17 protein-coding genes are annotated in these 12,595 nt (G+C 68.0%); 4 read left to right on the top strand and 13 right to left on the bottom strand.

Annotation, left to right across the window (positions count from 1 at the left end):
* Nucleotides 1–408: 408 nt before the first annotated feature.
* Nucleotides 409–1,128: a CAP domain-containing protein gene (locus tag ACWD4G_RS11975; protein WP_451292548.1), complete on the top strand. Its 720-nt coding sequence runs from the start codon at nucleotides 409–411 to the stop codon at nucleotides 1,126–1,128.
* An 18-nt stretch (nucleotides 1,129–1,146) separates the two neighbouring features.
* On the opposite strand, the gene ACWD4G_RS11970 is transcribed toward ACWD4G_RS11975, so the two are convergent.
* The 10 genes from ACWD4G_RS11970 to ACWD4G_RS11925 all read right to left on the bottom strand — a co-directional run bounded on the left by ACWD4G_RS11970 (nucleotide 1,147) and on the right by ACWD4G_RS11925 (nucleotide 7,355).
* Nucleotides 1,147–1,443 (bottom strand): hypothetical protein, encoded by a 297-nt coding sequence (locus tag ACWD4G_RS11970; protein ID WP_451292547.1) that lies wholly within the window; start codon nucleotides 1,441–1,443, stop codon nucleotides 1,147–1,149.
* A gap of 213 nt (nucleotides 1,444–1,656) precedes the next feature.
* Complete coding sequence (locus ACWD4G_RS11965; protein ID WP_451292546.1) at nucleotides 1,657–2,526, bottom strand: GNAT family N-acetyltransferase; 870 nt, start codon at nucleotides 2,524–2,526, stop codon at nucleotides 1,657–1,659.
* An 88-nt stretch (nucleotides 2,527–2,614) separates the two neighbouring features.
* The gene (locus tag ACWD4G_RS11960) at nucleotides 2,615–2,779 is read right to left on the bottom strand and encodes a hypothetical protein (protein WP_451292545.1); all 165 of its coding nucleotides are present in this window, start codon (nucleotides 2,777–2,779) and stop codon (nucleotides 2,615–2,617) included.
* Complete coding sequence (locus ACWD4G_RS11955) at nucleotides 2,776–3,900, bottom strand: radical SAM protein (protein ID WP_451292544.1); 1,125 nt, start codon at nucleotides 3,898–3,900, stop codon at nucleotides 2,776–2,778. The genes ACWD4G_RS11960 and ACWD4G_RS11955 overlap by 4 nt, the downstream gene beginning before the upstream one ends.
* Nucleotides 3,900–4,103, bottom strand: coding sequence for a hypothetical protein (locus ACWD4G_RS11950; protein ID WP_451292543.1), 204 nt, complete (start codon nucleotides 4,101–4,103; stop codon nucleotides 3,900–3,902). Before ACWD4G_RS11950 ends, ACWD4G_RS11955 begins: the two co-directional genes overlap by 1 nt.
* A 599-nt stretch (nucleotides 4,104–4,702) precedes the next feature.
* A complete protein-coding gene (locus ACWD4G_RS11945) occupies nucleotides 4,703–5,536 on the bottom strand; it encodes a helix-turn-helix domain-containing protein (RefSeq protein ID WP_451292542.1) in 834 nt (277 codons plus the stop codon).
* Nucleotides 5,526–6,047 carry a DUF6879 family protein gene (locus ACWD4G_RS11940; protein WP_451292541.1) on the bottom strand — a complete coding sequence of 174 codons (522 nt, stop codon included), beginning with the start codon at nucleotides 6,045–6,047 and terminating at the stop codon, nucleotides 5,526–5,528. Before ACWD4G_RS11940 ends, ACWD4G_RS11945 begins: the two co-directional genes overlap by 11 nt.
* Nucleotides 6,031–6,261: a hypothetical protein gene (locus tag ACWD4G_RS11935; protein WP_451292651.1), complete on the bottom strand. Its 231-nt coding sequence runs from the start codon at nucleotides 6,259–6,261 to the stop codon at nucleotides 6,031–6,033. The genes ACWD4G_RS11940 and ACWD4G_RS11935 overlap by 17 nt, the downstream gene beginning before the upstream one ends.
* A 38-nt stretch (nucleotides 6,262–6,299) precedes the next feature.
* Nucleotides 6,300–6,503, bottom strand: a complete 204-nt coding sequence (locus ACWD4G_RS11930; RefSeq protein ID WP_451292540.1) for a DUF397 domain-containing protein — start codon at nucleotides 6,501–6,503, stop codon at nucleotides 6,300–6,302.
* A 3-nt stretch (nucleotides 6,504–6,506) separates the two neighbouring features.
* Nucleotides 6,507–7,355 (bottom strand): helix-turn-helix domain-containing protein, encoded by an 849-nt coding sequence (locus tag ACWD4G_RS11925; protein WP_451292539.1) that lies wholly within the window; start codon nucleotides 7,353–7,355, stop codon nucleotides 6,507–6,509.
* A gap of 223 nt (nucleotides 7,356–7,578) precedes the next feature.
* On the opposite strand from ACWD4G_RS11925, the gene ACWD4G_RS11920 reads away from it, so the two are divergent.
* Genes ACWD4G_RS11920 through ACWD4G_RS11910 form a run of 3 tightly spaced genes read left to right on the top strand, consistent with a single transcriptional unit; the run spans nucleotide 7,579 to nucleotide 8,875 of the window.
* A complete protein-coding gene (locus tag ACWD4G_RS11920) occupies nucleotides 7,579–8,046 on the top strand; it encodes an ATP-binding protein (RefSeq protein WP_451292538.1) in 468 nt (155 codons plus the stop codon).
* A 53-nt stretch (nucleotides 8,047–8,099) separates the two neighbouring features.
* Nucleotides 8,100–8,408: a hypothetical protein gene (locus tag ACWD4G_RS11915; RefSeq protein WP_451292537.1), complete on the top strand. Its 309-nt coding sequence runs from the start codon at nucleotides 8,100–8,102 to the stop codon at nucleotides 8,406–8,408.
* Nucleotides 8,405–8,875, top strand: a complete 471-nt coding sequence (locus tag ACWD4G_RS11910; protein ID WP_451292536.1) for a hypothetical protein — start codon at nucleotides 8,405–8,407, stop codon at nucleotides 8,873–8,875. The genes ACWD4G_RS11915 and ACWD4G_RS11910 overlap by 4 nt, the downstream gene beginning before the upstream one ends.
* Before the next feature lie 183 nt (nucleotides 8,876–9,058).
* Here ACWD4G_RS11910 and ACWD4G_RS11905 read toward each other — a convergent pair whose 3' ends face one another.
* Genes ACWD4G_RS11905 through ACWD4G_RS11895 form a run of 3 tightly spaced genes read right to left on the bottom strand, consistent with a single transcriptional unit; the run spans nucleotide 9,059 to nucleotide 12,350 of the window.
* A complete protein-coding gene (locus tag ACWD4G_RS11905; protein WP_451292535.1) occupies nucleotides 9,059–10,954 on the bottom strand; it encodes a carbohydrate-binding domain-containing protein in 1,896 nt (631 codons plus the stop codon).
* On the bottom strand, nucleotides 10,951–11,748 hold the full coding sequence (locus tag ACWD4G_RS11900; RefSeq protein ID WP_451292534.1) for a polyphosphate polymerase domain-containing protein: 798 nt from the start codon (nucleotides 11,746–11,748) through the stop codon (nucleotides 10,951–10,953). The genes ACWD4G_RS11905 and ACWD4G_RS11900 overlap by 4 nt, the downstream gene beginning before the upstream one ends.
* A complete protein-coding gene (locus tag ACWD4G_RS11895; protein ID WP_451292533.1) occupies nucleotides 11,745–12,350 on the bottom strand; it encodes a DUF4956 domain-containing protein in 606 nt (201 codons plus the stop codon). Before ACWD4G_RS11895 ends, ACWD4G_RS11900 begins: the two co-directional genes overlap by 4 nt.
* Nucleotides 12,351–12,595 lie beyond the last annotated feature (245 nt).

Raw genomic sequence — 12,595 nt, 5'->3', positions numbered from 1 at the left:
GTCCCGGCTGGGCGCGGGGGCCCGGAAGCGTGCTCCCGCCCACCGGGATCGACCCGTCTTCACACCCTCGGAACACCTCGCCGACGGCGCCCGGCGACAGCACACACGTTCGTTGCCCGGCGCGCTCGGGGGTCCCCATAATGACCGGGCTCGCCAGGGCCGAGGCCCCATTCCCACCGAAAGTCGGACGCTTAGTACAGCTTGAGCCCCTTGATACCCCTTGATACCGCTTAGTACCGCTGACACCGCTTAGTGAGGCCGCGTATGAGCAGGCATCGCCGGAAAACGAAACCGCCGCATACGGGGCGCCCGAAAGCGAGGCGGCCGAGAACAAGGCGCCGGAAGACGGCCATAGCCGCGGCCGTCGTCGTGGCCGTGGGCGCCGTGGGCATTCCCACGGCCGCGCACGTGAGCGGCGTCGGACTGGGCGGCTGGGGCGATGTCGCGTCCTCCTGGTGGGGAGGGCACGAGTCGGACGCGGTGACCGACGCCGCCCCGCCGAAGACCCCGAAGCCGACGCCCTCCCCATCGGCGAGCACCCCCAGGGACACCTCCCCCTCCCCCTCACCGTCCCGCACTCCGAAGGCGTCCCGCACCACCCCCACCCCGAGCGCGTCCCCGTCGAAGGACCGCCGCCCGGCCGCCGAGCAGCCTGCGGACACTCCCGCCAAGAAGACGACCGCGCCCGCGAGCACCCCGAAGGCCACGGAGGCCGACCGCACCCCGAGCGACTCCGAGAACCGTGCGGACTCCGGGCCCACGGACCGTGTGCTGGCCCTGGTCAACGCCGAACGCGAGAAGGCGGGTTGTGCGCCACTGACCGAGAACACCAAGCTCACCAAGGCCGCCCAGGACCACAGCCAGGACATGGCCGACCACCAGAACATGTCCCACACCGGTTCCGACGGCTCCTCGATGAGCGACCGGCTCGCCCGCGTCGGATACCGCTTCACATCGGCAGGAGAGAACGTCGCCGCCGGATACGGCACCCCCGAGAGCGTCATGGACGGCTGGATGAACAGCTCCGGCCACCGCGCCAACATCCTCAACTGCGACTTCAAGGAAATAGGCATCGGCCTGGCCCAGCCGGGCAACTACTGGACCCAGGACTTCGGCTCGACGGCTTAGCCGGACGGTAGGCGCGCATCAGCGGCAACAAGCGCGCAGAACCCAGCTCGATCCGCCCGGGTTGTCGAGCCAGACGCGTTGTTCTTGGTCGTCGCCGATGGTGACGCGATAGCGGTCGGGAGCGGGCTGCCCGGCGTTCCGGTAGGCACGGTAGGCATCCTCAAGAACGGCCCACAGCGGACCGACCTCGGTGACGGCACCGTCGGAGTGGAGCCGGGCGCTGGAGCCGTCCTCGTCCCAGACGCGGGCTCCGACCAACCGGCGCTCGTCGTCGAGGTCGTACTGCCAGGTCAGCCCCGGCACCACGATGCTCACCAGGAACCGGAAGTTGTACCAGATAGTGCGTGCCCTGTCCGTCCACGATGAAGTCGAGGGCGGCGAAGACCAGTCCGAGGCGTCGCATCATCGCGCGGACACCGTCCTCGATGCGGCCGGGCAGATCGATGGGGGTGTGCGTGAACTCGTCGGATGCTGTCCAGGCCAAGGAGTGGTCCGGTCTTTCGTTGTCCAGGTCAGGCCGCGATCCCACTACGCCCGTGTGGTGTGGCTGAACCCGAGGGAGGTCAGCCCTTCGGACTGACACAGTCTGTCGGAGGGGCCGCCGACCTCGGTCTGTAGGAGCTGGTAAGCGGCGCCATGGGACTGACCCCAGTGCATCGCGGCCCGCCACAGAACACGCCCGAGGCCCTGCCCTCGGGCCTCGGGCAGGACGGCGAAGTACTGGGGCATGAGCTGGGGGCAGCCGATCGCGTCGGGACGTACTTCCATCGGGCCGATCGCACCCACGATGCGACCATCCGAGGCGGCAGCGAGGACCGGGCCGCACCGGCCGGCCTGCATCTGCCCGTGAAGAAAGGCCAGGCCATCCGCGGCCATGGCCGAGGCGAACGGGGCGAAGGTCTCTTGCACGGCGGTCGGCCAGTCGGTGAAGGGCCGGACCGGACCGCCGGGGTCGGGACAGGGGCGGGCGGTGAAGTCCTGAAGTTGGATGCGGGTGCCACGCGGGAATCCGGTTTCGGGACCGAGCGGGCGCACGACCCTCGCGTTGACCACGTCATGCACGACGGCGAGCTTCGCGGACAGTTCCGCCGCTTCGTCCACGACGCTGTCACGGTGCCCGTAGGCGAAGACCTTGACGGTGCCACGTCCGCGCCGGGTCAGCGTGGGGATGAGAGTGTGATCGGACAGGTGGACCACATCGCCACGAAGAACCGCCTCGTCCTTCTCACTGCTCCAACGCCGGTCCTTGTCGTAGTGCAGGAAGGAACGGTCAGAGACGGCCGCCCGCAGCGTGTCCTCGAAGAGATCCACGGTGAGGACATGGGGGTGGACGGGGCCGAGAGTCGGCACGATCGGCGCGGTCAATACGGGCCGGAGCCAGTCCCAGCGGAAGAACATGAGCGGCACCTTAACGGTCGGCTGGCCAGGGCTCAGGCCCCGACGCGAAGACGCCAGGGCCTGAACGGTACCGACCGGATTCAGTAGGTTAGTGGGGGTTGTCGTCACCGGCGTCGCAGGAGCACTCCGCGCTCTCCACGACCGCGTCCAGGTCCAGGACGGCGGTAACCGCCGAAGCGGCCACGGGCGGGGCGGCGCGGCGGGCCGAGGCCGGCGGGCTGGGGAGGATGGCCACCGGTACGGGCGGGGTCATGAGGCATTCTCCTTGTCTCCGTGCTGGCAGTAGCTGTGCAGCGGCGCCTTCGCCTCCTGGTAGTGCTTGGCCAGGGGGCGGCAAACCCGGCAGGTGCCGGACAGGGCGCAGCACTCGCACCCACCGGTGCGAAGCATGAGGCGGTCGGCGATGGCGCCGAGCCGGGTGAGGCCGTCGATGCCATCGGCCATGAGGTCGATCTGGTCGTCGCGGCCGACCTTGCAGATCGAGACCTTGGCGTGCGGGTCGGCGTGGAAGAAGGTGTGTCCCGCGTTGCAGCCGGCGAACGGCTTGCGCCGGCGCAGATGGGCGGCGGACTGGGCGAGCAGCGGCTCACCGCCGCCATAGATCGTGGGCGTCATGTTCGTGTACGCGTGATTCTCGACGTTCCACTCGTCGGCGAGGGCGGCCATCTCGTCGGCCTCAGAAGCGTTGTCCTCGGTCACCACGACGTTGATCCGCAGCGGAAGCCCCGCCTCGCGTGCGGCGTCGATGCCGCGCCGGAACGCCTTCCAGGCCCCGCGGCGCTGGGTGAGCGTGTCGAAGGACTCCTCGCTCGCCCCGTACATGCTGACCACCAGCCGGTACGGCGGAGAGTCCTGGAAGAGCTTGAGGAGGTCCGGCCGCCAGAGCAGCGAGCCGTTCGTGGAGATGGTGAGCATCATCCCGGCCTGCCAGGCGTACCGGTAGGCGCCCTGGAAGTCCGGGTCCATGGTGGGCTCGCCGCCGGTGATCTGGAGCCAGAGGACGCCGGCCTCGCGCATGATGTCCAGCAGCCGCACCTTGCCCTCCCACGCGAGCCCGGAGAAGGGGCGCTCGCCGAGGTAGCAGTGCTTGCAGCCGAAATTGCAGCCGAGGTTGATCTCCCAGGAAGCCCGGCAGTAGCCGTACGGGGACGGCTCGCGCACCAGCACCGTGCCCTGCGCGGGCTGGCCGCTCAGGTCGATGCCCCACACGTCGGACGCGGTCTGCACCGCCCAGGTAGGCAAAGCCTCACCGTCAGCAGCGGCCTGCCGCAGGCCCTCGTAGTGGTAGGCGGGGATGCGAGCCCCAGCCCTGGCACCGGGCTTGAGGAGCAGGTGCCCGTCAAGGAACGGGGAGGCGATCAGAGCGTGGGCCATCAGTGGTAGTCCTTCCGGATCGAGACGCGCGACGGCACGCGTACGCCCTGGCGGTCGGCGACGCGGCAGTAGATCTCGCCGAGCCCGTTGCAGGTGCCGCAGCTCTTGCCCGACGAGTCGGCACCGCTGCCGCCGCAGTCCCCGCAGCTCTCGTTGCGAGGAGGGAGAGTGCACCGGGTCAGGGTGGATGGTGCAGTTGCCACGCAGGGAACCTCCCGTGCAGGGAAACGGTCGCGACGCGCTCAGGGACAACGGACATCTACGCGCTTCCTTTCTCTCGTCTCTCGTGGTGGTGCGGGATTCGTGAGGGGGCGGAGGCGGATTGCCTCAGCGGTTGAGGCGCCTGCCAGGCCGCCCGTTGCAGCACCGGCACTGGCACGGAGGCCATTCCGCCAGGGTGAGGGGCGGAAGGTAATCCGCGGCGGACACAGCGCGTTCCGGTTCCCAGGTCCGACCCGAATCATGGGACACCCGTAGGGTCATGAGCGGGCGGTCGGCGAAGATTCCGGAATCCGGCTTATCTCTCATGACTCGTGCGCCTCGCTCTGGTGCCGCCGCAGTTCCACGTTCGCATCGGAAACAGCACTGTAGTCGCCACTGGATCGGCTGTTTCTCCGGCGCACACAGATTTCGAGAAATACACCGCACCCCGGTACGGCTTTCGGCTCCGGCGGCAGTTCCCCAAGTCCGTATCCTTGAGGTCTCTGCGTATCCGTCATCGGCCCTCCCTAATTTTGCGTCCCAGCCATGATGGGGCACATTCAGGGCGGAACCCAGCTTTATTGGCGCAGTCGGGTAAAGATCACGAACGGAAACGACGAGCCCATTCGGAGAGACGTTCCCTTCCCTCGTCTTCGAACAAGGCGTACCCTTCGTACACGGAGAATTCTTCCAGATACGCCGACACGTCCCGATGGTCACGAAAGACCATCGCCCCGGTCTGTGTCTCGGCTGTCGCCATCCATGTGTCATAGACGGTGAAAGTATTCAACGGGGCCATGGGCATATGGCCTTCCAGTGGAATTACTCCAAGTCGGACGTTGGGCAGCAGACTGATCGACACAAGCCTGTCCACCTGCATCGCCATGGCATGCGCGGGAAGGAACGGCCACCGCACGGCCTGTTCCGTCAAGATGAACGTAAAACTCTTCGAAGCGTCATAGAGAACGGACTGCCGTTCCAGCTTCTTCGCGATCGCCTTGCTGTGGTCTCCAGGAATATGCGCCAGACTGGCACGCACATACTCCGGTGTCGCGAGAAGGCCGGTCACCATGGACAACAGGAAGTAACGGAATTCCGTTGCCGATCGCTCGAACCCAACCAGCAGATTCTGCTTCTTCTCCAGGCCCGTTCGACGCTGGGACCAGGCGTCTTGCCACTCGGTGTTGGCAGTCCGAGCAAGCGTCGCTACGTGCGAGGCGAGTTCAGGAGGTGCTTCCAGCGCCCTCAGGATCAACTCGACATCGACGAGACTCGGCGTCAGCTTCCCGCCCTCGATATTGCTGATCTTCGTCTGGGACATATTGCAGCGCAGAGCGAGCCGGGTCTGTGTGATCCCGACTCGCTTACGGAGCGTCTTCAGAGTGTCGGCCAGGTCCGCTCTGGACTGACCCAGCTCCTCCGGTTCAAACGTCAAGACCCTTCGCGTACTCCTCGAAGGGGACCGACTCGGCCAGCGCGATGCGCTGATATTCGACGAAGGGTGCCACGTCCCCCGCGTGGACTTCCCGGTTGATCTGCGTACCGTCCGCTTCGTAATTCATGAGGACCACTTCCCGCTTGTCGAACATCCAGAAATCCTGGACCCCGGCCAGCGGGTTTTGCCGGTCGGTGACATCCATGATTCGAATGTCCTCACCGGCCCATACGTGCGGTCGGTAGCACATGAACTCGTACCGCAGATACGTAGTGAGAGGACGGGTGACGATGTGAACGCGCCCCTTTTTCTTTCCCTCTCGACGCACCCTCTTCAGATCCTCGGTGTAGTCGTTCGAGTACGCATGAGGATCGATGCGCTCGCCCGCCAAGAAAGCCCGGATCTCATCCACCTCCTGCGGAACTTTGTAGACAGGAAGTGTCTCCAGCCGCCACGCCTCGTTCTCGAAGCCCCGGAACTTGGCCCGCCAGGCTTCACCATCCAAGAGCATGCACGGCCTCCCTGAGGACAGCTTCGGGGATCTCCACCAAGGCCTCGCCTTCGGGAGGTCGGAACGCGACGGACAGATCGCCCTGGACGATGATCGAGCCGTTTGCCGTCCGGTAGAGGTTGGGGCAGTCGTCCTTGCCGCACTCTCCGTTGCCGTTGCTGCTCGGGACGACCGTACGAGGGCGATTCGTGCTCGTCCACCCGGCATCGGCGATATTTGCGTTGTCGGGTAAGAATCTTGGCTCAGCCGCGCTCACCTCTCGCCGATGCGTCTGTCTCGTCGTGGTGGGGAGGTGAGGTGACGTATGAGGGCGGCGAGGCCCTGGTGGGTGGCGGGGAGTATTCGATCCGGGTCGTCGCTCTCGCGGAGGAGCAAGTCCTCGGCGGAGGGGGCGATTTCGATGCATGAGGCGCCGTCCGTGCCTCCGGAGAACGACGACTTCTGCCACTGGCTCATGGCTTACAGCTCCTTCGCCAGTTGGTGCATGAACTCCTGTGACCGGCATGGGTCCAGTGATAGCGACTCGATTTTACGGAAAACTGTTCGCATAGCAGTCAATTGTGCAGCTGCGCTCACGAAGCCCGAACCCGATGGCGTGTCCTTCTGCACTGTGTCCAACTCGGGTACCCGACCACCGGCGTAGAGGAACGTGGCAGTGGCCCCGGCGTACCCGTCCACGGAAAAAGGGATCACCCTCACGGTGACGCCGGGACGCTCCGACTGCACGAGCACTTCGTCGAGTTGCGCCCTGAGAACCCGGCGGTCGGCCACCCGGGTGCGCAGTACGGACTCATGCAACACAGCCGTATACGGAGCCTCCGCCGCCCTATCGAGGACGACCCCGCGCCGCATCCGGTGCTCAACCCGTGCCTCCACCTCGCTCATGGGCAGTTCGGGGCACCAGAACTCGAACACCGCCCGCGCGTAGTCCTCGGTCTGCAGGAGTCCCGTGACATGCGCGGCGCCGACCTCCTGAATGAACGTCGCGTGATGCTCCAGCTCGGCCAAGTCCAGAAACAGCGGCGGCAGTACGCCCCGGAACTCCTCCCACCAACCTCGCGTACGACAGGTGGCCATCTCCACCAGGGCGTCGACCAACTCCGCGTTCTGACAGGCGTACTGCGCCGCCATCCGCCGTACGCGTGCCTCGCTGACCCCTGCGACGCCGGACTCGATCTGGCTCATGGTCACTGAGACGACGCCCAGCAACCGGCCCGCCTCACGCGCGGTCAACCCGGCCGCCTCCCGCAGTCTCCGCAACTCACGGCCCAGCCGCTCCTGCCGTGCCGTCGGCTGTTTCCGTGGCACTCGTACCTCCGCGCTCGCCACACATCACCACATCGGGTGACCAGGTTACGACAATGGGTTGCAGCGAACTAACTTTAGTCCGTACCGTCAGTGACGCGACGCACACCCTGCGGAATCTCGGGACCCCCGGAAGCGCACCGCACCGCCCTGCCACGGCGGGCGCGGCAGAGCCACCGCCCATGCCGCAGTGAGCCCAACCCCCACCACCGAACAGGAGTCACGCATGCCCGAAACCGGAGAGTCCGAGTGCGAGCCCATCCGCCCCGAAGAGCCCGAAGAGCCCTGGACCTACACGCTCAACATCCCCAACGACCCCCGAGCCGTCACGATCTGTCGCCGTACCCTTCGGCTGATCCTCGGCATTCACGGCCTCCTCCACCTCGCCGACGCCGCCGAACTCGTCGCCACCGAACTGATCACCAACGCCCTGCGGCACACCAAGGGCCCGGCGGCCATGAAGGTCCGCTGGGCCGACCCGGTGCTCAGGGTCACCGTCTGGGACACCCAGCCCTGTACGCCCGCCCTCGCCATGAAGCCCCGTAACACCGCACCCATCCTTGAGAGCGGGCGCGGTCTCGCCCTGGTCGAGGCTTGTGCCGAGAGTTGGGGCTGGTACCGATCCATCCGCACCGAGGAACCCGACCGCACCGACGGCAAGTTCGTCTGGTGCGAACTCACCGAGGCGTCGTGAGTGGAAGTCAACCTGCGGGGCACTTCCCCGCCGGAGAGAAATGGGAGGAAATCATGAGCTTCGTCACCTACTATCCCGGCAGGGCCACGCTCCGGGAGAGGGCCTACACGGAAGGTGCCGTCACAGGCGAGGCCAAGGGGATTCTGCGTGTCCTGGAGGTGCGCGGCATTCCTGTCTCCGACGAGGTCCGCACCCGCATCACCACCTGCACCGACCTCGCCCGCGTCGACGGCTGGCTCGACCGGGCCGGCACGGTCGAGCGCGCGGAGGACCTGTTCACCGATGAGCCGCCCGCGGAGAGCCCGAAGGCCATCGAGAACCCGCAGGTCATCGAGGGCTCGTCCGACGGAGCGACCGCGTGAGGACTCGGCACCCTCGTGAGATCCACTCCTCCCGGCTCATCGAACGGATGAATCCGGAACTGCAGGAGAAGGTGAGGGGGCGGTTCATGCTCACGACCCTCACCATGGCCATCGGGCTGTCCTTCGACGACGCGATCGCCGACCACAACGCCCACCTCTGTGAGATCAGCCGCCGCGAGTCCCTGAACCTCGACGAGGTCAGCGGCCTGCGGGCCCTTGCCGGCCGCTGGTCCGAGGAGTACACGGAGGCATGGGCAGCCGGGTTCGCGGAGGGCCGGGCCACGGCGGTTCTACGGATTCTGCAGAGCCGGGGCATCGAGGTCACCGGCAACACCTGGGAACGCGTCACCGCCTGCTCCGACCTGGCCACCCTCACCCGCTGGCTGACCATGGCCCACACCGTCACCGACGCGGAGGAGTTGTTCGCCGCCCAACCGGTCGGCCATGGCTCCGCCGATCAGGCATAGCACCGCCGGTCCGTCGTAGTGCTGCCGTTCAGTCGTAGCTCCGCCGTCTGTCGTCGCCCTGCCGGTCAGCCATAGCGCCACCGCTCGGCCGACGCCACCGCCCCCCGTCGCCGCCGCCAGGCCACCCACCGGCGGGCAGTGTGGAGCAGCGGTGGCGACGGTGGCCTCGGTGCGGGCGGGTGCTCAGCCTCGGTCTCCGCCCGGGCCGCCTCCGAAGCCGCCGCCCTCCGGGGCCTCGCCTGCCGTGACCGTGGCGATCTTCTCGGCGGAGCCCAGCTTGCCGGAGCCCGCCAGGCCGCCGGTGTCGCTGCCGGAGGTCGTGCCGCCGGAGTAGACGGTGTACTCCTCGCCGTTCTTGATCCCGGCGCCCGAGTACACCACGTTCTGGATGGTCTTCGAGGTGACGTACGAGGCCACGACCTTCCCGTCCGCGTCGACAATGTGCAGGGTCGTGCCCGCCTCGACCGATGAATCCAAGGTGGCTGACAGCCAGCCCTGGTCGGACTCCTCGTCCGGGGCCACCACCATCCCGGCGCTGCCGGAGGCCAGCAGCGTGCCGCCGCTCACCGTTAGGCTGCCGTTGACGTCGAGCGCGCCGTTGCCGCCGCGCTGGGGGCCGTTGACGACGATCGTGCCGCCGGTGATCTCGGCGGTGCCGTTGGAGTCGAAGCCGTCGCCCTCGGAGTTGAGGACGAGGGTGCCGCCGGTGACCTTGGCGCTGTAGTCGCCGACGCCCATCTCGCCACCGCCGCCGGGTCCGCCGCCTCCGGGGCCGCCGCCCTGTCCGGACTGGTCCTCCGAAGTCGCCTCGCTGCCGGACGCGTTGACACCGTCGTCGTTGGACGTCACCGTCGTCGTACCGCCGCTGATCAGGATGTCCTTGCCCTCCAGGCCCTCGTTGGAGCCCGTGATCGTCAGCGTGCCCTTGCTGATGACCAGGTCGCCCTCGGCGTGCACACCGTCGTCGCCGGAGGCGAGGGTGACGGTCGCGCCCGCGAGATGGACGGCCGCGTCGCCGTGCAGGGCGTCGGCGGAGGCGTTCACGTCGACCGTGCCACCCTCCAGCACGGTGATCACGCCCGACTTGAGACCGTGCGCCGAGGTGTCGTCGGAGCCCTCCGCCTTCACGGTCACCTTGCCGCCTGTCACGACCAGGTCGGTGGCCGCGTCCACGGCATCACCGCTCGCCGTGACGTTCACCGTGCCGCCCTCGACGGCTATGTAACCGGCGTCCTCCTCATCGGAGTTGTCGGACTTCAGCCCGTCGCCCTTCGCCGTGACGGTGACCGAGCCACCGGTCACGACCAGGTAGTCCTTGCCGCGGATACCGTCGTCGGCGGCCTCGACGGTGATGTTCCCGCCCTCGATCACCAGCCCGTCCTTACCGGCGATCGCGTCGTTGCCGTTGCCCTTCACCGTCAGCGAGCCGCTGCCGCCGATGGTCAGGTCGCCGGCGCTGTACAGCGCGGCGTCCGCCTCGGCGTCCTCGGCGTACGCGTCGGTGTCACTCAAAGTGTTCTCGGTGCCGTCCGCCAGCACGACCACCAGCCGCTCCGCCTCCGTCGCCGCGATCGCCGCACCGGAGGAGCTGGAGATGTCGACCCCATCCAGCACCAGCTTCACCGTCGCCTCGGGCGCGGTGATCACGATCTGCCCGTCGTCGAGGGTGCCGCTGAGCCGGTACGTCCCGCTGGAGGTGATGGTGACGGTGGACCCGTCGACGTCCACGCCCTTGCCGTCGGCCGACGCCGAGTCGCCCTTCAGTTCGATGGCGACGGCGTCCGAGGCGTCCTCCTCCGTCTCCCCGTCCTCGGCGTGCGTCTCCTCGTTGTCGGCGAGGACCTCGGCGGCCGACTGCCCGCCGTCCACGGCCGCCGCCGCGCTCGCGCTCGATGACGACGACCCGGACGCCGCGTCGGACTCCGAGTCACCCCCGGAGGAGCACCCGGCGAGCGCGGCGGTCGCGAGGACCACGGAGGCGAGGGCGGCCGCCACCTTCGTACGCGTACGGGCACCACCCGTACGCATACGGGCGCCGAAGGACCTGTTACGGATACGGCTGATCGTTCTCATGTTCATGCGGGGCTCCCATTCAGTGCGGGCGCGGTCGGGAAGTGGCGGCGCAGGACGGGCAGCCAGCGGTTGGCGGGCAGGTCGGGGCGGAGGGCGGCGAGGCCCGTGCCGTACTTGGAGACCGGGCAGGGGCGGTGCCCCAGGGACCACAGCAGCCGGTCGGCGGTGGAACCGGCCCGCCCGGCCTTGGTCTCGACGATGGTGCGCTCGGGGGTGCGCAGTTCGGTGCCGTCGGGAAGCGCCCAGGTCAGGTCGGTGTCGACGGTGACCCGGCTGCCGCTGCCGGGCAGGAACAGCGTGGTGCGCCGGTAGCCGGTGGTGAGCGTGGGGACCAGCCGGAAGCGGCGCGCGTCGATACCGGCCGCGCCGAGCGTCTCGTCCGCGTACGCGCGGGCCTCGGGGCTCAGCCGCCAGGGATCGCCCTCGTACGGGACGCGCTGCTTGACGGTGGTGCCCCGGGGACCCCGGGTCTTGACCTCGAAGTAGTGCCGGTCCGCCTCGACATAGGTGCGGACGCGGAGCTTGAAGCGCCGGCGCCGGCGCCGGGCGGCGCCGAGATAGCCGTCCATGTCTGGGGTGTCGAAGTAGATCGACCGGTACGCGAACCGCCGCTGCCCCTCGACCTCCAGGACTCGGATGTCCTCCTCCAGACCGCCGATCACGAACGGCAGTTCGGTGGCGGGGAGCATGTACTTGCGGTCGACCCGGGTCAACAGCTCGGCCCGCTCGACGAGTTCGTCGAGACCGATGGGGCGCAGCGCCCCCACGACCGGGGTGACGGAGTGGTCCATGGTCGTCATGCCCGGACCCCTCGGTCGACCAGCCCGGCGCCCGCCTCCTGGGGCGCGGGCCTGCCGGCGCCGGTGACGACATAGCGGACGTCGACCTGGGTGATGTCGTTGACGAGGTCGACGCTCTGCACGTTCAGGTTCACCACGCGTCCGCCGAGCAGCACTTCGAGATGGGCGCGCAGGGCGTCCTCGTCGGTGTAGGCGGCGTCGAGGCGGAGGCTGCGCTGCCGGTAGCGGCCGTAGAGCTTCGGGTGGTCGCCGACGTACATCGTGGCGACGATCAGGGCCATGAGCAGGGCCGAGAGGATGTTGACCTGCTCGGGGAGCCCGGCCAGCAGGCCTATGGCGAGCGCGGAGAAGTAGTACGCGATCTCGTGCTGGGCGATCTCGTAGGAGCGCAGCCGGATGATCGACAGGACTCCGAACAGGCCCATGCCGAGGCCGATACCGACCGAGGACGAGCTGAGCGTCATCGCCACCGCGAGAACGCCGACGTTGACACCGAGGAACGCGGCGATCAGGTCGCGGCGGTGGTGGCGGGGGAAGTAGACCGCGAAGGTCAGCACGGAGATGGCGGCCAGGTCGGCGACCACGAGAAGGGTCTGGTCCATGACAGAAGACGATCGTGGGTGAAGCTTTGGGTTCCCTTTGCCTTCGCTTAACTGAACTTGAGAAGTTGGGCGGGCCAACGCCGGGTGAACCAGGGGTCGCCGGCACACCACCCGCCGACCCGCCCGCGCACCACGCGCCGATCGCTCGCGCACCACGCGTCAACCCGCTCGTCGACCACCCGCCGACCCCCTCACGCACCACCCGCCGACCCGCTTCACGGCGGGTTCTGTGATGCCTTGTGAAA

The sequence above is a fragment of the Streptomyces sp. NPDC002643 genome (assembly GCF_053592555.1).
This window is presented reverse-complemented; position numbering and strand designations above follow the sequence as displayed.

What these genes read in the sequence shown, in the direction of transcription:
- ACWD4G_RS11965 (WP_451292546.1), bottom strand. Translation starts at nt 2,526, where the DNA reads ATGTTCTTCCGCTGGGACTGGCTCCGGCCCGTATTGACCGCGCCGATC.
- ACWD4G_RS11960 (WP_451292545.1), bottom strand. Translation starts at nt 2,779, where the DNA reads ATGACCCCGCCCGTACCGGTGGCCATCCTCCCCAGCCCGCCGGCCTCG.
- ACWD4G_RS11955 (WP_451292544.1), bottom strand. Translation starts at nt 3,900, where the DNA reads ATGGCCCACGCTCTGATCGCCTCCCCGTTCCTTGACGGGCACCTGCTC.
- ACWD4G_RS11940 (WP_451292541.1), bottom strand. Translation starts at nt 6,047, where the DNA reads ATGCTCTTGGATGGTGAAGCCTGGCGGGCCAAGTTCCGGGGCTTCGAG.
- ACWD4G_RS11930 (WP_451292540.1), bottom strand. Translation starts at nt 6,503, where the DNA reads ATGAGCCAGTGGCAGAAGTCGTCGTTCTCCGGAGGCACGGACGGCGCC.
- ACWD4G_RS11920 (WP_451292538.1), top strand. Translation starts at nt 7,579, where the DNA reads ATGCCCGAAACCGGAGAGTCCGAGTGCGAGCCCATCCGCCCCGAAGAG.
- ACWD4G_RS11915 (WP_451292537.1), top strand. Translation starts at nt 8,100, where the DNA reads ATGAGCTTCGTCACCTACTATCCCGGCAGGGCCACGCTCCGGGAGAGG.
- ACWD4G_RS11905 (WP_451292535.1), bottom strand. Translation starts at nt 10,954, where the DNA reads ATGAACATGAGAACGATCAGCCGTATCCGTAACAGGTCCTTCGGCGCC.
- ACWD4G_RS11900 (WP_451292534.1), bottom strand. Translation starts at nt 11,748, where the DNA reads ATGACGACCATGGACCACTCCGTCACCCCGGTCGTGGGGGCGCTGCGC.
- ACWD4G_RS11895 (WP_451292533.1), bottom strand. Translation starts at nt 12,350, where the DNA reads ATGGACCAGACCCTTCTCGTGGTCGCCGACCTGGCCGCCATCTCCGTG.